Consider the following 19,276-nt stretch of genomic DNA (forward strand, 5'->3'; position numbering starts at 1 on the left):
AGATATGATTCAGGTTCAAAAAAATAAGGTATATAAATTAGAATTTGATGGATCTCGAATGAGATGAAGGAGGTCTTGATTCTTCATTGGCTTATTGGGTTTTGTTAATATTAAAATCATCTTGCATCATACTACAAATGCAACATATAAATTCCTATATAATTATTTCAGCTAATGGAAAACAGTCACTAAGAGAAAATCCAATTCATGAGTATCTTCTCATACGTGCAATTGTTTTGCTAAAGAGATTTAAGCTAAAACAGGAATACTCTAATTTCCCTCATTAGAATTGCAAAAACAAACTGTATTAAATCTAAAAAATACTGTTTCTTGACAAAAACATCTCAATTAGGATATTTTTTTGGAAATCATCAAGTTATTTATGTAGGCTGAAAAGATATTCAGTTACGGCAACAAAATGAAAATAAGTGATTACTCCTACCTCACCATCAAAATATTAATTAAAATTTAATCGAAATAGGAGCATTTTTCAGCAATTAATATTACTAGATATTTTAAATTAAGTATCTTCAACTTATTAAAAAAAATCTTATAAGCTATTTAAATCCTCCAAATTTTGAAATCCTCCACTCTATCCTATTTATTTCTGCTGTTAGGCTTAATAAGTTGCTCAGCTCCTGAAGAAAAGCAGTCTGAAGAAAAAGTAGAAACCTTACTTACCCCCGATCGGGTAATTATGGCTTACTATGTAGCTGAGCGCGATTATCAGCCTGAGAAGATTCCGGTGGAAAAATTGACTCATATCATTTACTCATTTACAAATGTGATTGATGGGGAAATGAAGTTTAGAAATGAGGAAGAGGCAGGTCCTAAAATTGAAGCTTTGGTGAAGCAAAAAGAACGCAATCCTGATCTGAAGGTCATGATTGCCTGTGGTGGTTGGGGTGCAGATGGATTTTCTGATATGGCATTGACTGAAGAAAGTCGCGCAAAATTCATCAAAAGTGCTTCCGATTTCATCACAAAATATAAACTTGATGGCATGGACATGGACTGGGAATATCCAGGTATTTCAGGTGCCGGAACCATGGCCCGACCCGAAGACACTAAGAATTTTACGGCATTAATGAAGGGCTTGAGAGAGATGCTCGATGAGTTTGAAACTCCAAAAGTATTGACATTCGCTTCGGCTGGCTGGAAGCGCTATTACGATTTCATTGAAATAAATGAAGTGATGAAATATGCCAACTATACCAATGTAATGACTTATGATCAGGTTTCCGGGGTGTCCATATACACGGGACATCATACGCCATTAGGAAATATGAATAGTTCAGATATTCAGGGAACACCATTTCAAGCTCATCTGGATAGTTTATTTGCAAGCGGAGAAAACCCGGATGCAGATCCTCGTTCTGCAGAGAAGATAGTCGATTTTCTCATTGAGAAAGGTGTGGATCCAAAGCAGATTGTAATCGGGGGTGCCTTTTATGGAAGGGTTTGGAAAGGCGTTCCTCCAACAAACAACGGCTTATACCAATTGAGTAGCGGACTTCATATAGGCTGGATGTCCTATGATCAAATTCGCAGTAAATATGAAGCAGATAGTAGTTTTACACGCTACTGGGATGATAAAGCCAAAGCACCATATATGTATAATGCTACTGATAGCTTGCTTGTATCTTACGATGATACAGTTTCAGTAGCATTGAAAACAAAGTATTCCATGGAAAAAGGAATAGGTGGAATAATGTTTTGGGAATTAGGCAACGACACCAAAGAAGAAGGCAGTTTATTGGATGCCATCTATAAGGCTGCAAGGAAATAAATCTTGAATTCAATAAGAAGATTTCTGAACTCATATAAAAAGTGTGGTCCCAAAGCTTCCGGGATTTACACCTTTTTTTTTCCGCGGAATCATTCCATTCTTACTCGCTTTTCAAACTCTTTACTGGATTGACAATAGCAGCAGAAATCGCCTGATAGCTTACTGTCAGTAGCGCAATAGCCAAGGTTATTAGACCAGCAACTAAGAATACGCTAATCCCTAGGTCAATCTTAAAAGCAAAGGATTCCAACCATCCGGACATCGCAAACCAGGCGATAGGTGCTGCAATCAAAAATGCGATGCCAACTAATTTGGCAAAATTCAACGAAAGTAATAGCACGATACTTCCCACCGAAGCTCCTAAGACTTTTCTTACCCCTATTTCCTTCGTTCGTAAGAAGGCTGTGTAAGCTGCCAACCCAAACAAACCAATGCAGGCAATTACGATAGCCAAAATCGAAAAAATGCCGAGAATCTTACTTGAAATCTGCTCATTTTTATAAAGCTCAGCTAAGCTATTGTCTAGGAAATAATAAGAAATCGGCATACCATCAGACTGCTCAGCCCATTTATTTTCTATTGATTCTACCACTTCACTTTGCCTATTCGATTCATATCTGATCGCCAAAAAATTAGTGAAGCCCGTAGGATTCTTCGTATTGAAAATAGCAAGAGGAGTAACTTTAGTATGAAGCGACTCAAAATTAAAATCCTCTACCACTCCTACTACTGTTAACTCCGAAGCCACTGTTTCATCCCCGATGTTATTGGTAGTAGTGAGATGTTGACCGATAGGATCTTCTTGACCAAAAAACACTTTAACAGCTGCTTCATTCAATATCAGAGAAAGGGAATCGTTAAAATCTAAATCGAAAAACCTACCTCTTTTTGGCTTCAAGCCGATAGCTGGGAAAAAATCAGCCTCGGCAGCAAAACCTTTGGTAGTCAATACATCTCCTCCACCAGGCTTAGTGAATTGTACTCCGAAAGTTCCCTGGCCAGGCATAGTACTAGTCTTACCAGCTGAAATCACCCCTGCCATATTTTCTATCTCCTGCTTTAAAGCGTCGTGATTTTGCTGGTTTCCAAAGCGCCTCAATACAAGCACATTCTCTCTTTCAAAACCTAAACTTGTAGACTGAATAAAATTTATCTGTTTATTGATTATTAAGGTTCCAGAGATCAACACGATGGCAATTCCAAACTGAAAAATCACCAATCCATTCCTTAGCCAATTTCCTTTGCTTGTCTGAAGCTTACCTTTTAAAATGCTTATAGTATTGAATTTTGATATATGGAAAGCAGGGTAATATCCAGCTAAAAGGCCTACGATTACGCCGAAAAGCAACAGTAGAGGAACTGATGCTAACATCGCCTTAACGTCAAAAACTAAAGACTTTTGTGCAAGATTATTAAAAAATGGTACCACAAAACTCACAAGTACGATCCCAATTAATAAGCTCACAAAAGTCAGCAAAACTGCTTCCAAAAGGAATTGGGTAATTATTTGGCTTCGTTCGGACCCCATCGCTTTTCTCACTCCAACTTCTTTGGCTCTGTCAGCTGATCTTGCGGTGGCAAGGTTTATAAAATTGATGCAGGCAAGGACCAGAATAAAAATAGCGATACATATAAAAATATAGACATAGAGATAATTCCCATTTGCCCGCATCTCTGCTTCGAGATTTGAATGTAAATGTATATCTGCCAATGGCTGAAGAAAATAAGTATACCCATTTCCGGCAGCGGTATAATCAGCATAGCTGACACCCAGATCACGCTCTATCTGTCCGGACGCATATTTGGTGACCAAGTTCGGGATTTCTGCTTCCACACTTTCTGAGCGCACCATTGGATCTAGTTTTAAATAGGTAAAAGCTGAAAAGGAGGTGAAATTATCCTGTTTGATAAAAGGATAAGAAGTTGACGAAAAAAGATAATCCAATTTCATATGGGAATTTTCAGGTAAATCCTCCATTACGCCAGTAATCTCAAATTCCTGATCTCCTTGCTTTATGGATTTGCCAAGAGCTGATTCCTCCTTAAAGATCCGATGGGATGCTGATTTTGAAATCACAACAGTGAATGGATCCTTTAATGCTGAATTTTTATTCCCTGAGATTAATCTAAAATCAAAAACATCGAAAAAATTAGAATCTGCAGCGGACATGAAATCTTCTTCGAAAAGTTGATCTTGGTAGGAAACCATATTTCCATTGCCAAAATAAAATATTCTGGTAGACTCTTTCACACCTTTAATTTCCCTCTGAATGGCTTCCGAAAAACTTTGTGGAATAATAGCATAAAAACTAACATGATCTGGATAGATACGCTTCAAAGCAACACGATAAATATTCTCATGATCAGGAATAAACTTATCGTATGACATTTCATCTTTTACATGAAGCATAATCAACATGCAACACATAAATCCCAGTGTGAGTCCCAGTACGTTAATGCTTGTATAAACTTTATTCTTTTGAAGATTTCTAAGCGCAATTTTTAGGTAATTTTTAAACATGATTCCAAGGATTGAAAAATTTTTAAATTGAATTATGTGGGATTTTAAACAAGCGAAATTTGAGGATTGAATCTGTAAAATTTTTGATGGAGCTGGAAAAATAATTCCATGATAACTTACTGAAAGTTACTGTTTAGTGGGGATTTCAAATAAAAAAAACAAAGAAAATTAGATTCATATAGCCGCAACCAATGTTTACAAATGGAGCGAGCGTACAAATCACAGTCTTTAAAACTCCCTGTCTTAACGTGTTTTTGCCTACCTTTGCCTTTTCCCAAAAATCAAACAAATCCATTCCCAAATGGCTACGAAAAAAATTCAATCTGCCCTGATATCTGTCTATTATAAAGACAATCTCGAACCTATTATAGCCCTTCTAAAAAAACATGGCGTAAAAATCTACTCTACCGGCGGTACTCAAAAGTTTATCGAAGAGCAAGGTGCTGAAGTAATTCCTGTGGAAGAATTGACCAGCTACCCTTCTATTTTCGGTGGCAGGGTTAAAACCTTGCACCCGAAGATTTTTGGAGGGATACTATATAGAAGAGATAATGAAGGCGATGTGGCCCAGTCTGGAGAATACGACATTCCGGCGATTGATTTGGTGATTGTCGATTTGTATCCATTTGAGGAAACAGTTGCTTCAGGTGCTCCTGAGGCTGATATTATCGAGAAAATTGACATAGGAGGGATTTCCCTGATCCGTGCAGCGGCGAAAAATTTTAAGGACGTGACTATCATTGCCTCCAAAAATCAATACACAGAATTGGAAGGTAGACTGATAGAGCAAGAAGGAGCTACGACTCTTGCCGACCGTCGTTATTTTGCAGCTCAGGCCTTTCAGGTTTCTTCCAATTACGATACCCACATATTCAATTACTTTAATGAAGCCGAGAATATTCCAGCTTTAAAAGTATCTGAGACCAAGGCAAAAGCTCTTCGTTACGGAGAAAATCCACACCAAAATGCCCACTTCTACGGCGATATGGAAGCACTTTTTGATCAGTTCAACGGAAAAGAACTTTCTTATAATAATCTTGTGGACGTGGATGCAGCAGTCAACCTGATTGCTGAATTCAAAGGTGAAACTGCATTCGCCATCTTAAAGCATACCAATGCTTGCGGTGTGGCCTTAGCTCCAACAGTGAAAGAAGCATACCAAAAAGCTTTTGCAGCAGACACTACATCGGCTTTCGGCGGAGTATTGATCACAAACCAAACCGTGGACGAAGAAGCTGCTGAGGAAATGCACTCACTTTTCTTTGAAGTTTTAATTGCTCCTGAATTTACTGATGATGCTTTGGAAATTTTGACACGCAAAAAAAATAGAATTTTGCTTCATCAGAAGATGGACCTTCCTGGCACTAAGATGATCAAGACATTGCTAAATGGCGTAATCGAGCAGGACAAGGATCTGGCAACTGAAACTAAAGCTGACTTTACAGTAGTAACTCAGAAGGAACCTTCTGATAGGGAGATGGATGCGATGGTTTTTGCAGCTAAAATCTGTAAGCACACCAAGTCAAATACCATCATTCTTTCCAATGATAATCAATTATTCTCCAGCGGAGTAGGTCAGACTTCCCGAGTGGATGCATTGCTTCAGGCAATTGACAAAGCAAAAGCATTTGGCTTTGACTTAAACGGTGCCGTGATGGCTTCCGACGCTTTCTTCCCATTCCCAGACTGTGTGGAGATTGCCGGCAAAGCTGGAATCACTGCGGTGGTTCAGCCTGGTGGATCCATTAAGGATCAATTAAGCATTGATTATTGTGACGAAAACGGAATCGCAATGGTGATGACCGGCGTGAGACACTTTAAGCATTGATTTATTAACCTTTGGGGTTTTTCCAACCCCGAAGATTTTTCTTTCATATTTAATTCTTCGAGGTTTATAAACCTCAAAAGATGGTTCTCAAGACCTTCGGAATTCAAATTTTCGAAGGTCTTTTGCTTTACAATGGTGTTTAAAAATCAGAGTTACTGGATTTTTATCTCACTTTCCGCACCCGAGTCTATTCCCATTTTTTCTGATAACAATCTCGAACCCCTGTTTTTCTATTTCTATGATGATCAAGTTAGAATGATAGAAGAAGTGGAGCTTTATACTGAATATGGCTTTTCGCTACTATTTAAAACCATTTACAGCTACGGCCAATCGAATTGACCTGTCAATAACCTAATTTTAATTCCCTTTCATTTCCCGGTTTGAATCCCCTATTTTGCAGCCTGAATCAATTTCGGGCTTTTTCCGTTGTTGCTTCTTGATATTTATATCTTGATTCTATAAATGAAACCGCATAATTTAAAGCTATACAACACTCTTTCCCGCAAGAAGGAGAACTTCGAAGCAATCAACCCTCCTTTTGTAGGATTATATGTCTGCGGACCGACTGTCTACGGAGACGCACATTTGGGACATGCTCGTCCCGCAGTCACATTTGATACTGTTAATCGATATCTAACCCATCTGGACTATCGTGTTCGATATGTTCGCAACATTACTGACGTCGGTCACTTGCAGGGAGATGCAGACGAGGGAGAAGATAAAATCGCTAAGAAAGCCAAACTAGAGCAGTTGGAACCTATGGAGATTGCCCAGCAATACACGGATTCCTACCATAGAGATATGGCTTTGCTGAATACTTGGAAACCTAATATCGAACCAAGAGCAACCGGACACATTCCAGAGCAAATTGCTTTGGTTGAAGCCATCTTGAAAGAAGGTTTTGCCTACGTAGTAAATGGATCGGTGTATTTCGATGTGATGAAATACAACGAAACAAACGACTATGGTAAGCTTTCTGGCCGGGACTTGGAAAACTTGCTGACAGGCAGCCGTACACTGGATGGGCAGGAAGAAAAGCGGAATGCAGTAGACTTTTCCCTTTGGAAAAATGCATCTCCAGAACACCTCATGAAATGGGATTCTCCATGGGGAGTTGGATTTCCAGGATGGCATTTGGAGTGTACTGCCATGAGTTCAAAATATTTAGGAAAAACTTTTGACATCCACGGTGGTGGAATGGACTTGATGTTCCCACATCATGAATGTGAGATTGCGCAAGGAAACGCATGCAATCATCAGGATCCTGTGAAGTATTGGATGCATAACAATATGATCACCATCAACGGACAGAAGATGGGTAAGTCCCTGGGCAATTTCATTACGCTACAGGAATTATTCAATGGAGATCATAAGCTGCTTGATCAGGCTTACAGCCCGATGACGATCCGCTATTTTATCCTAACTGCCCATTACCGCTCTACGCTGGACTTCTCTAACGATGCACTTCAGGCTGCGCAAAAAGGCTATAAGAAACTTATCAATGGTCTTAGAATTTCTAAGCTATTGAAATATGAGGCAGGTGAGGCTGAAAAAGATGAAGAGCAAATCGCTCAAGTAGAACAAATCATCACCAATGCCTACCGGGCGATGGATGATGATTTCAACACAGCGCAAGCAATTGGGCACTTATTCAATTTGTTGAAGAAAATCAACTCCATGTACACCGGACAATTGAAGTCCGCTGTCTTTGGTGAAGAGATTTTCAACAAATTGATCAATACATTTAACACATTCGTTTCGGATATTCTCGGATTGATAGAGGAGAAATCAGACAACCAAAATGAAATGTTAAACTTGCTTTTGCAATTATACACTGAAGCTAAAACTGCCCGAGATTATACCAAAGTAGATGAAATCAGGGCTGGATTGAAAGGGATAGGATTTGTGGTAAAAGACATGAAAGATAAAATTGACTGGGCTTATGAAGAATAAATTTTGGCTGCTAAGCTTACTCCTACTTGCCTGGGCATGTTCTAGTCCTGAAAAGAAAGCTGAAACAGTAGCGGAAGTTCCGGCTAAGCCCTACCCTACTTTCTCTGCGGATTCGGCATATGCTTATGTGCAAAAACAAGTGGATTTCGGGCCAAGAGTACCAGAAACAGAAGCTCATGAGGCCACCAAAAACTGGCTTCTGGCCAAGTTTGAGGGTTTTGGCTTTACAGTGGAATCACAGGATTTCGAAGCGAAGACTTACGATGGCCTGACTTGGAACTTAAGTAATATCATAGCTTCCCATAATCCTGAAGCCACTAAAAGAATCCTTTTGGCAGCACATTGGGACACCCGAAGAATAGCTGACAAAGACACTGAGCGTATCGATCAACCTATTGAAGGTGCAAATGACGGTGCCAGCGGCGTGGCTGTTTTGATGGAAATTGCAAGAGTTATTTCTTCCCAAGAACTAAAGCCCAATGTTGGGATTGATATTATCTTGTTTGACGGAGAAGATGATGGTGAGCCGGAAGGAACAACTACTAGAAACAAAGACCAGGATTTTTGGTGGTGTCTAGGGTCCCAGCATTGGTCCAAAAACAAGCATAAACCTAACTACTCAGCTTATTATGGCATATTGGTGGACATGGTAGGTGCCCAAGGAGCAAGATTTTATAGGGAAGGATACTCCCGCCAATATGCCTCAGGTATTTTGAAAAAAGTATGGGATAATGCCCATCAGATAGGCCAAGGTGACTTCTTTATTTACAAAGATGCGCCAGAGATTCTTGACGATCATGCTTTTGTAAATGAATTCGCCAAAATTCCTATGATTGATATTATTGAGTTTTCCCCGGATTTCGGTTTTGCTCAGTACCATCATAAGCATTCAGACAATATGGAGGTCATCAATCGTAGAACATTACAGGCTGTAGGAGAAACCGTTTTATTTACAATTTACCAAGAGTAAAAGCTTATCTTTCCAGCTTGGAATTTTACAATTTGAAAAGTTCTAAGCTGCAGGTAAAATTGATTTTAGCTAAGAAATCTAGCTTTCCTTAGGCAAATAGTTATTATAAGGCTTTATTGTGAGGTGAACATCAGTTGCGAGATTCCTCCCGAGAGATCCCGAGAAGTGTCGGGAAAGGATGAACACTGAAAAGACAATTGAAAACATATGAAAAAAGGTCATCAGGTCACGATGAAAGAAATTGCCAAGAAATTGGGCGTTTCTGTATCAACTATTTCCCGGGCACTGAAAGACTCCCCCGAGCTTCATCCTGACACTAAAAAACGAATAGTTGAGATGGCGAAGGAAATGAATTATCAGCCAAATCTCCTTGCCCAAAGTCTTAGAATAAGCCGAACAAATACTTTGGGTGTTATCGTCCCTGAGATAACCTCTCACTTTTTCGCTTCGTGTATTTCCGGTATTCAGGATTATGCTAATAAGCGTGGCTACAATGTCATGATTTGCCAGTCGAATGAGACGCTGGAGTTGGAAAAAGCCAATATCAGGACCTTAGTAGCTTCTCAGGTGGATGGTTTGCTGATCTCACTTAGCAGGGAAACAAATCAATACGAGCACCTTTTAGACCTATATAATCGAGAAATTCCATTTTTACTATTTGACAGGGTGAATGAGGATATTCCTGTTTCACGCGTCACTTTCAATGATGAAGGAGGAGCCTACCAAGTAACCAAGCACCTTATCGAAACTGGGTGCAAAAGAGTGATGTATGTATCAGGACCGGAAGACTTGTATATCAGTAAAAAAAGAAAAGAGGGGTATCTAAATGCACTGAAAGAATTTGGGATCGCTCCTGAAACGGAACTGGTAAAAATCTCTGACCTCACCACGCAGGGAAACATCCAAGTGGGTAAAGAAATAGCTGAGATGAAAACCAGACCGGACGGCGTATTCTGTATGATTGATCCAGTCGCGCTGGACATCCTATCTTACTGGAAATCCATCGGTATCAAAGTTCCGGAAGACATGGCACTAGCAGGGTTTACAAATAATCCCACCTCAGCCGTGGTGGAACCACCACTCACCACTGTCGCTCAACCCGGTTATGAAATGGGAAAATTAGCTGTAACTCACTTGCTGGATCAGTTAGACGGTATCGCTTCTGATGACCCAATCTCCATTGTGCTCGAAACAACTCTGATACCTCGGCAATCTTCAAAAGTATTTAAATAGATGATAAGTAAAATCACCAAAACCTTTAAAGAACTTTTTGGCGGAATGCCAATCTTGGCTTTTGCCCCGGGCCGAATCAATCTCATAGGAGAGCATACCGATTACCAGGATGGTTTAGTATTTCCAGCCGCAGTAGAGCATGGAATTTGGGTTGGGATTCAAAAAAATGGACTTGATTCATGCAGGCTATACTCTTACGATTACAAAGAAGAGTTTGTCTTTGATGTTCATTCTTTTTCTCCTAAAAAAGGTCATTGGGCAAACTACACCATGGGAGTAGTTTCCCAGTTCCAGCAGGCAGGTTATCAGCTGCATGGTTTTGATATGGTATTTGGAGGAAATATTCCTGCTTCCGGACTTTCTTCATCAGCTGCACTTTCTGTAGCAATAGGAACGGCATTGACAGAACTTTTTAAACTGACGATCACCAAAAAATCAATTGTACTTTATGCCCAAAAGGCTGAGCATTTATTCGCTGGCGTGAAGTGTGGAATAATGGATCCTTATGCATCTGCATTTGGAGTCAAAGACAAAGCATTGTTGTTGGATTGTCGCACCAACACTCACTTTGAGGTTGAGGTGGATTTCGGAGACCACTCCCTCCTACTTGTCAACTCCAAGGTGAAACACAATCTGGCAGACTCTGCTTACAACAAACGCAGGGAAGCTTGTGAAGAAAGTGTCGCCCTTCTAAAGCCAACTTACCCCGAAGCAACTACACTAAGAGATATACCTGTGAAAGACCTGGATAAGGTAAAACAGATTTTACCTGAAGAGCTATTCACTAAGGCGAAACATGTAATCACAGAAATCGACCGGGTCAATTTAGCGTCGAACGCACTCCATGCAAGTGATCTCAAAGTTTTTGGAAACTTACTTAAAGAATCACACAGAAGCCTAAGTCAAGATTTCGAAGTTAGCTGTGAAGAACTTGACTTTCTTGCGGAAAAATCATGGACTTTACCTGGTATTATAGGCTCCAGAATGATGGGAGGAGGATTTGGTGGTTGTACTATAAATCTTATTGCAAATGCTGAACTTCAAAATTTCCAAAATACTCTGTCTACAGCCTACAAAGAGAAATTTGACATAGATGCTGATTTTATCCCAGTTTCACTTTCTAAGGGCGCTGAAATAGTCGGATAAAATCCCTTGGGGCTCCTACTATTGTTTCAAAAAGACAATTAATATTATTTTTATCAAAAAAATCCCCAATTTGTAGTCCCAACGCTATATTAAGACTTATTACCTATTTACCCAAAAATTTGATAACCATGAATTTTCCAAAAAACCTAAGAAGCTTACTGCTTCTTGGATTGATTGCGAGTGTAAGTTTCTGGAGCTGTAATTCCCGCTCTGGAAAACCAAAAGTGCTTGTATTTAGCAAAACAGCAGGATTTTACCATGAATCCATTCCACAAGGAATTGAAGCTATACAAAAATTAGGATCGGAGAACGGCTTTGAAGTCGATACGACCACACAAAGCACAAGCTTCACCGAAAAAAATCTAGCTCAATATGCTGCTGTAATTTTCCTAAGTACAACCGGGGATGTGCTCAATCATGTCCAGGAGACGGAATTTGAGCGATATATTCAAGCGGGCGGAGGATTTGTGGGTATTCATGCTGCGGCTGATACGGAGTATCACTGGGGTTGGTATAATCGCCTAGTTGGTGGATATTTTGTAGACCACCCTGGCATCAACGATCCAAATCCTAATGTACAAGCTGGTAAGGTGACTGTTGTAGATTCGGAAAACACTTCTACTTCCTTCCTTCCAAGTTCTTGGGAAAGGACAGATGAGTGGTATTCTTACCAGAAAATGAATCCGGACGTACATGTATTACTTTCGCTGGACGAAGATTCCTATAAAGGTGGTTTCGATATGGGCGAACATCCTATCGCCTGGTATCATGATTACGATGGTGGTCGCGCGTTCTACACCGGCGGTGGTCATACCAACGAATCGTATACTGAGGAGCTTTATTTGAAGCACCTATTAGCTGGAATTGAGTATGCAATGGGAGGAAACAATGCTTTGGATTTCTCCAAAGCGAAAAGCAAAAAAGTCCCGGAAGAAAATAGATTTTCTAAAACTATGTTAGCTGTAGGTGAATTCACAGAGCCTACAGAATTAACCGTACTTCCTAATTTGGACGTATTGGTTGCGCAGAGAAGAGGGGAAATCTTATATTATAACAGCCAGACGAAAGAAATAGCTGAAGTAGCTAATCTAGATGTTTACTGGAAAACTTCAGTAAAGGGTGTTAATGCGGAGGAAGGAGTATTAGGTCTACAAAAAGACCCTAATTACGCTTCCAACAATTGGGTATATGTATATTATTCTCCTACCGATAAGGAAGTAAACAGACTTTCCAGATTCAAGTTCAAAGACGGTGTATGGGATATGAGCTCTGAGCAAATCATTCTTGAGCTATATTCTCAAAGACAGATCTGCTGTCATACGGGAGGATCAATTGCATTTGGTCCTGACGGGGATCTATTTGTTTCTACAGGTGATAATTCAACTCCGTTTAACCAGTCAAATACTCAGTTTAAAAACAGTGGATATGCACCTTTAGATGCTAGAGCTGGAAATAAGCAATTTGACGCAAGAAGAAGCTCTGGAAATTCCAATGACCTAAGAGGCAAAATCCTAAGAATTAAAGTTAAAGAAGATGGTACTTATGATGTGCCGGAAGGAAATCTTTACGCTAAAGGTACCGAAGGAACAAAGCCTGAGATTTATGTGCAAGGACTAAGAAATCCATATAGAATATCCGTGGATCAGAAGACTGGATTCTTGTACTGGGGTGAAGTAGGACCAGATGCTAGTGGAGACAGTACAGATACACGCGGCCCACGTGGGTACGATGAAATAAACCAAGCCCGTAAAGCTGGAAATTTTGGCTGGCCATACGTGATCGCAAATAACTTCCCTTACCGTCAGTATGATTATTCTGATGGATCATCAGGGGATTTGTTTGATGTAAACGGTCCTAAAAACACTTCTCCCAACAATACCGGCATTGAGCAATTACCTCCTACCCAACCAGCGTTCATATGGTATCCATATGGAGAATCTGCTGAATTCCCTGATTTAGGTACTGGTGGTAGAAATGCCATGGTTGGCCCTATTTATTATTCCGATATGTACTCGGATGAGAATAAACTACCTGACTATTTTGATGGCAAACTGATCATTTACGATTGGGTGAGAGGCTGGATCAAAGTGGTTTCTATGACCGAAGCTGGCGATTATGATAAAATGGATCCTTTTATGCCTGGCACCAAGTTCAATGCCCTTATTGATATGGAAATGGGTCCTGATGGACATATCTATGGGTTGGAATACGGTAATGGCTGGTTTTCTAAAAATGCCGATTCGGGTCTTTTCCGAATTGATTACAATGGTGGAAATAGAGCGCCAGTCGTAAGTGAGATCACAGTTGACAAAACTTCCGGTTCAAATCCTCTTACGGCAACTTTCACCGCTGAAGCTTCAGATCCTGAAGGAGACCAAATTACTTATACCTGGGATCTAGGAAATGGAGAAAGCAAAACTACTGAAGAGCCAACACTCACTCATACGTTCAATAATATAGGAGAATATGAAGTGAATGTGACTGCAAATGATCCTGCAGGACTAAAAGGCTCTGGAATTCCAGTTTCTGTTTATTCCGGAAACATTGCACCGGAAGTGTCTATTGCTATTCAGGGAAATAAAGCATTTTACTTCCCAGGAAAGCAGGTAGCATATGAAGTAACTGTAAGTGATGAGGATCACGCTGATGCCGCAAGTGATACTGATAATCTATTCGTAAGTGCTGATTATCTGGAAGGAATCGATCAGGCTGAAGCAAATCAAGGTCACAAAATCATGACTGATGCCATGGTGGGCAAATCATTGGTAGCATCATTGACTTGTAAAACCTGTCATAAAGAAGCTGAGGCTTCAATAGGCCCCGATTATACCAGTGTTGCTAGCAAGTATTCTGAAAGTGATATTCCTTATCTGAAAAACAAAATCAGAACCGGTGGTGGCGGAGTATGGGGAGAAACTGTTATGCCTGCCAATCCTGATTTGCCGGAGTCTGAACTAAATGCTTTGATCAGCTATATACTTTCTCTCGACCAGGTCGCTCAAGCTACGCTTCCTAGCAACGGTTCCATAAACTCCACAATGGGCAAAACTGCTACCCCTACAGGTATCTTAATGATAAGTGCTTCATACACAGACAAGGGTGGAGATGGCATCAAGCCGTTGACAGGTTCTACATCATATTTGCTTTCTAGCAATTCCGTTGACCTAGGCACTACAGTAGACCTGACTGGTGGATATAGCAAAATGACGTATGGAGGTCAGAATCTTTTGACGGTTCCTGCTACAGAAGCATCATTTGCGATTTCTAAAGTGGATTTGACAGATATCTCTTCAGTTACCTTGAATACTGCAGCAACAGCCAAGTTGACAGATGGATTCGTTTTCGAATTGAGACTGGATAGTCCTACTGGAGAAGTGGTGGGAAGTAAGGAATATAACCAAGGTCCTATGAATGGACCTGCTGGAGCTCCCGCTTTTGAATCGCTTACTATTCCTGTGACTGGCCAAGCTGATGGTAAGATCCATAAGCTATACATCACGACCAAAACCATAAACGGAGGTGAAGCTGGAACATTTATCCTTGCTGGCTTAACTTTCAACGCAAAGTAAAATTTCAAAATCATCAAAAATTAAAGCCATTCCGAAATCGGGATGGCTTTTTTTGGTTTTAAAATCACTGAAATCATAAAAACCAATCTAATCTTATAGATTCCTCACACTATTTCGAAGTAAGTCAGAATGTTAGAAAAAGTTTACAAAAGATTTTATCAGGAAACTTGTAGCCATTGAAACTAAATCTACGTCCTATAACTAAAACCAAAATAATATCATTTATGAAAGATTTTCCACGGATATTTTTACTTAGCCTTTTGATTTCGGCATTATTTACCTCATGTCAAGAGGACGAAAAACCAATAGACAACTCTTCGAAAGTCATAGGATATTGGAGAAATATCATAGATCTAGACGACAACCAGCAAATGATTCGCTCCTATACTTTTTCAGAAAATGGAAAGTTCCAATCCCAAACAGCTTACATCAAATCTGATATAGAGGAATTACTTGGCTATTCTGGAAGATCAAGTGGTGATTATATTCTCCTGAATAACCAACTCACAATTAAGGCTACAGACATTTATACTGTTCCGGAATCATCAGAAAATCCATATGTCCCAAGTATCAGTCTTGTTTATGTTGAAGAACATTTCTCAAGGGAAATTGAAGTAGAAATCACCGATGACAAAATGACCTGGATCTATCCACCATGTGGTCCACTTGAAAATTGTATTGGGTCAGAGGTTTTTGAAAGATATACTCCTATAGAGTTTTGAGTTCTACAAATAAAAAAGCAGAAAGCAAGTTTGATTTCTAACCTTAAAAACAATCCCGATTCGTCTAAACTCTGAAGATCAGACAAATCGGGATTTTGTTTTTTATTAAAGCAAAATAAAACCTGGATTTTAAAAAATTATTAATCAAAAGAACATTGCGAATTATCAGGTTTCCAGATAATTTCAGTGTCTTCCAAATCCTCAAATATGACTTCATCACTCATTAAATTCCCTTCACAGTCCAATAATCTCAAACTCCAATTGCAGAACGGACAGCAGCTGCCTAAATAAAAAACTCTTTTGCCATTGAATTTAGCCTGCGCGATATACGAGTATCCGTCAGAGCTTTCATTCGCTGAATTTTCAGCCAATTGCTTCAACCAAGGTATATTTTCTACAGGATCATTCACGCCACAGGCTGAGGCAGGGTCATTATTGTCCTGACAGGCGAAACCTAGAATGATACATAATAAAAAAGGTAGAATTGATTTTTTCATTAGAAGGTATTTTAATGAAAATGAGCTTTTACCCTCTACGAAAATCAATGGCAAACCGCTGCACTCCGTATTATTTCATAGGAGAGAAAGGCAAAGTCTTAAAGAACTGAGCATCAACTTTCTCAACTATTTTCCCGTCTGCTTCAGAGGCATCTCTGGCTTTTACCCATGCAGGATCTTTGAGGAAGTTCTGAAAATCCTTTTCAAATGATGCCTGATCCTTATCTGCTAAAAGATAAACTAACTTGGGCTGACTGCCATCTTTCTCTACCGTAACCCAATAAGGGTAATTTCTCAAACCCTGCTTTTCAAATATGTCCTGCGTATGATCCTTAAATCTAGTTATTAGATTATCCAGTTTACCGTCAAAGCAAGTGTAGGTTCTGAGCTGAAAAATTCCACTTGGTCGAGGTTTGGAAGTGTCATTCAATCCTGGAGCAAGCTTCATGAAAGTTTGATCAACACTTTTCACAAGACCTCCATTGATCTCCGACTCCTTTTTAGCTTTCTGCCACTCGGGATCATTACTAAATTTTTCCCACATACGATCCCGGGATTTCTGATCAGGATAGCCCAGTATATAAGTCATAGAATTATCAGTATTATCCGCAGGCAGGAAATAGGCAATATTTTCCATTCCACTTTTCTCAAATAACGCCATCGTATGATCCTCGAAACGCTTAATGAGGTCCGGGAGCTTACCTTCATTAGCATAGTATTTTCTAATTTCGAAATAGGTGGACTTGCTTTCAAGTAATTGTTGGGAAAAGCCACCAAAGGCAAAAAGCATTGCGATCATACTTAGGAATAGTTTCTTCATGATTATTGGGTTTGAGTACTTAAGCCAATTTATGGTAAAAGTTTTACTTTCAGGCTATTCTCATTTTTTCCATGCTTTCCACAACGCAGGAAGCATTACTATAAGAATAATCAGAAGACCAAAAGTCTCTCTGGATTCTTCCATCGACTGGGTCTTCATGCTCAAATTATGTTGCTCCACTTCCTGGGAAACCCAACCACCCACATCTCCTTGCCAGTAATAAATGGCTCCAAGAATACAAGCAACAGCAAGAACAGTCAAAGGTATCTTTGGGAAAATCCCTCGTGTACCTAAAATGCAGAAGATGATAGCAACTCCATAAATACTCACCCAAACCTCTGGATCAGGGTCATTGAATTGCCAATATGCGAAAAGAGCGAAGATGAAAATCCACAGCCCGAAAAAGATTTTATTAAACTTCATGATATTTCAGGGTTTGATCAAAACTACAGCAAAGCAAATAATTAAATTTAAATTGATTGGAAAACAATCCACCAAATACTTCCATTAAATTTGGAGAAAAGGCTTTATCCCAGTTATCCATGACTTTTGAATTTAATTCGTCAAAAAGATTACGGTTCACTATACTTTTTACAATTCTGTTTTGCGGAGCCATAATCAAAGTCATTGCTGTTCAAAAGTCCAGTTCGGACACAACTACTTTTTCCCAAATCGAGAAAAGTCCAGTGATTTTTTTGACGGATACAGTGCATTATATTTCTGCCAATCTAGGCCCCTATTCAGCCAAAGAGAGAGCTGAAAACCAAAGCAAAAAACTGGAATCACTTATTGATAATGAAGAGTTCGACACCTTACTCTTATCAGTTTTTGAGGACGAACTGGCAGTGGAAGTAACTCATGGTGATTTGGTGATAGGAAGTATTACCCAAGCGGATGCCACTATCATGGGCAAAAGCAAAATGGAAATTGCGGAAGAATATCTTTCTAGGATAAAGGCCAGCTATGTTGCTCATTACAGCGAGAAAAATCTTATAACTAATTTAACAAGAACAGGGTTTTTATTGGGGATTTTTATAATCCTGTTCTTTTTGGTAAAACTCATCAACAAAGGTTTCAATAAGTTGATTGATTTTATCCTGCGAAAATGGCATAAATTCTTCAAAGGCGTAAAAATTAAAAACTACGAGATTCTGTCTGCTGAGCGAGAGGAAAGGATGTTTTTTATCGTAATGCGAGCAGCTAAGATCTTTCTGATCATTTTACTGCTTTATCTTTCCCTGCCTATAATTTTCAGCATTTTTCCTGCGACCAAAGGGTTGGCTACTACGCTTCTTAACTACATCACTTCCCCTGTAAGACTTATCGTCTTTGGTTTTATCGGATACCTTCCTGAGCTCTTTATGATATTGGTAGTGGTTTTTATCACCTATTATATCACTAAGGCAATCAGCTTCATTTCCTTGGAAGTGGAAAAAGGTACACTCTCAATTCCGGGCTTCTATCCTGAGTGGGCAAAGCCGACATTCAACTTGGTGAAGATTTTCGTAATTGCTTTTTCATTTATAGTCATATTCAATAATCTACCATTCTCTGATTCACCTGCATTTCAGGGAGTGAGCGTGTTTTTGGGTTTATTGATTTCACTGGGTTCATCATCTGCCATAAGTAACATCATTGCAGGGCTGGTGATCATTTATATGAGAGCATTCAAGCTTGGAGACCGCGTAAAGATCGGAGATACTACTGGTGACGTTATTGAGAAAACTATGCTCGTGACTCGACTTCGAACAATCAAAAATGAAGAAGTAACCATCCCGAATGCTTCTATCCTCGCAGGAAAGACGATTAATTATTCTTCTGTAGCAAGCGGACCCGGGCTTATTCTTCATTCCACTGTTACCATAGGATATGATGTGCCATGGAGGCAAGTTCACGAGCTACTGATAGGGTCAGCCATGAAAACGGATAGGATTTTAAAGGCACCTATTCCTTTTGTGTTACAGACAAGTCTTGATGATTTTTATGTGAGCTATCAAATCAATGCTTACACCACTACTCCGGAGAAAGCTGCAGCCATTTACTCTGAATTACATTCTCGTATACAGGATGCATTTAATGAGGCTGGCGTGGAGATAATGTCTCCTCATTACCGGGCAGCACGGGATGGAAATCAAATTACCATTCCTTCCACCTATTTGCCTGAAGACTACATCAGCCCATCTTTCAAAGTGGACTCAACTTCGGGAAAGTCATCAGAGTAAACCTTC

The 19,276-nt window shown here is 39.6% G+C and carries 13 protein-coding genes; 9 read left to right on the plus strand and 4 right to left on the minus strand.

What is annotated here, in order from left to right:
• Positions 1-577 precede the first annotated feature (577 nt).
• Positions 578-1,789: a glycoside hydrolase family 18 protein gene (locus AACZ73_RS12495; protein ID WP_339878257.1), complete on the plus strand. Its 1,212-nt coding sequence runs from the start codon at positions 578-580 to the stop codon at positions 1,787-1,789.
• A gap of 100 nt (positions 1,790-1,889) precedes the next feature.
• Here the strand turns inward: AACZ73_RS12495 and AACZ73_RS12500 are convergent, their stop codons facing one another.
• Positions 1,890-4,310 carry an ABC transporter permease gene (locus AACZ73_RS12500; protein WP_339878258.1) on the minus strand — a complete coding sequence of 807 codons (2,421 nt, stop codon included), beginning with the start codon at positions 4,308-4,310 and terminating at the stop codon, positions 1,890-1,892.
• Positions 4,311-4,611: 301 nt separating this feature from the next.
• Here AACZ73_RS12500 and purH point away from each other — a divergent pair, with 301 nt between their 5' ends.
• From purH to AACZ73_RS12535, 7 genes are all read left to right on the plus strand, one after another.
• Positions 4,612-6,138 carry a bifunctional phosphoribosylaminoimidazolecarboxamide formyltransferase/IMP cyclohydrolase gene (purH, locus tag AACZ73_RS12505; RefSeq protein ID WP_339878260.1) on the plus strand — a complete coding sequence of 509 codons (1,527 nt, stop codon included), beginning with the start codon at positions 4,612-4,614 and terminating at the stop codon, positions 6,136-6,138.
• Positions 6,139-6,600: 462 nt separating this feature from the next.
• Positions 6,601-8,091, plus strand: coding sequence for a cysteine--tRNA ligase (gene cysS / locus AACZ73_RS12510; RefSeq protein WP_339878261.1), 1,491 nt, complete (start codon positions 6,601-6,603; stop codon positions 8,089-8,091).
• Positions 8,081-9,061, plus strand: a complete 981-nt coding sequence (locus AACZ73_RS12515) for a M28 family peptidase (protein ID WP_339878262.1) — start codon at positions 8,081-8,083, stop codon at positions 9,059-9,061. Before cysS ends, AACZ73_RS12515 begins: the two co-directional genes overlap by 11 nt.
• A 207-nt stretch (positions 9,062-9,268) precedes the next feature.
• Positions 9,269-10,294, plus strand: coding sequence for a LacI family DNA-binding transcriptional regulator (locus AACZ73_RS12520; protein WP_339878264.1), 1,026 nt, complete (start codon positions 9,269-9,271; stop codon positions 10,292-10,294).
• Positions 10,295-11,440, plus strand: a complete 1,146-nt coding sequence (galK, locus tag AACZ73_RS12525; RefSeq protein ID WP_339878266.1) for a galactokinase — start codon at positions 10,295-10,297, stop codon at positions 11,438-11,440. It begins immediately after the preceding gene.
• Between the two features lie 128 nt (positions 11,441-11,568).
• Positions 11,569-15,009 (plus strand): ThuA domain-containing protein, encoded by a 3,441-nt coding sequence (locus tag AACZ73_RS12530; protein WP_339878268.1) that lies wholly within the window; start codon positions 11,569-11,571, stop codon positions 15,007-15,009.
• Between the two features lie 224 nt (positions 15,010-15,233).
• Positions 15,234-15,731 (plus strand): hypothetical protein, encoded by a 498-nt coding sequence (locus tag AACZ73_RS12535; RefSeq protein ID WP_339878270.1) that lies wholly within the window; start codon positions 15,234-15,236, stop codon positions 15,729-15,731.
• 140 nt (positions 15,732-15,871) lie between these two features.
• Here AACZ73_RS12535 and AACZ73_RS12540 read toward each other — a convergent pair whose 3' ends face one another.
• The 3 genes from AACZ73_RS12540 to AACZ73_RS12550 form a co-directional block, all read right to left on the minus strand.
• On the minus strand, positions 15,872-16,228 hold the full coding sequence (locus AACZ73_RS12540) for a hypothetical protein (protein WP_339878271.1): 357 nt from the start codon (positions 16,226-16,228) through the stop codon (positions 15,872-15,874).
• 70 nt (positions 16,229-16,298) lie between these two features.
• Positions 16,299-17,048, minus strand: a complete 750-nt coding sequence (locus AACZ73_RS12545; RefSeq protein WP_339878272.1) for an NIPSNAP family protein — start codon at positions 17,046-17,048, stop codon at positions 16,299-16,301.
• 60 nt (positions 17,049-17,108) lie between these two features.
• Positions 17,109-17,471 carry a transmembrane 220 family protein gene (locus AACZ73_RS12550; protein ID WP_339878273.1) on the minus strand — a complete coding sequence of 121 codons (363 nt, stop codon included), beginning with the start codon at positions 17,469-17,471 and terminating at the stop codon, positions 17,109-17,111.
• A gap of 56 nt (positions 17,472-17,527) precedes the next feature.
• On the opposite strand from AACZ73_RS12550, the gene AACZ73_RS12555 reads away from it, so the two are divergent.
• Positions 17,528-19,270: a mechanosensitive ion channel family protein gene (locus AACZ73_RS12555; RefSeq protein ID WP_339878275.1), complete on the plus strand. Its 1,743-nt coding sequence runs from the start codon at positions 17,528-17,530 to the stop codon at positions 19,268-19,270.
• Positions 19,271-19,276: the final 6 nt, after the last annotated feature.

It is taken from the genome of uncultured Algoriphagus sp. (assembly GCF_963974835.1).
Taxonomy (GTDB): Bacteria; Bacteroidota; Bacteroidia; order Cytophagales; family Cyclobacteriaceae; genus Algoriphagus.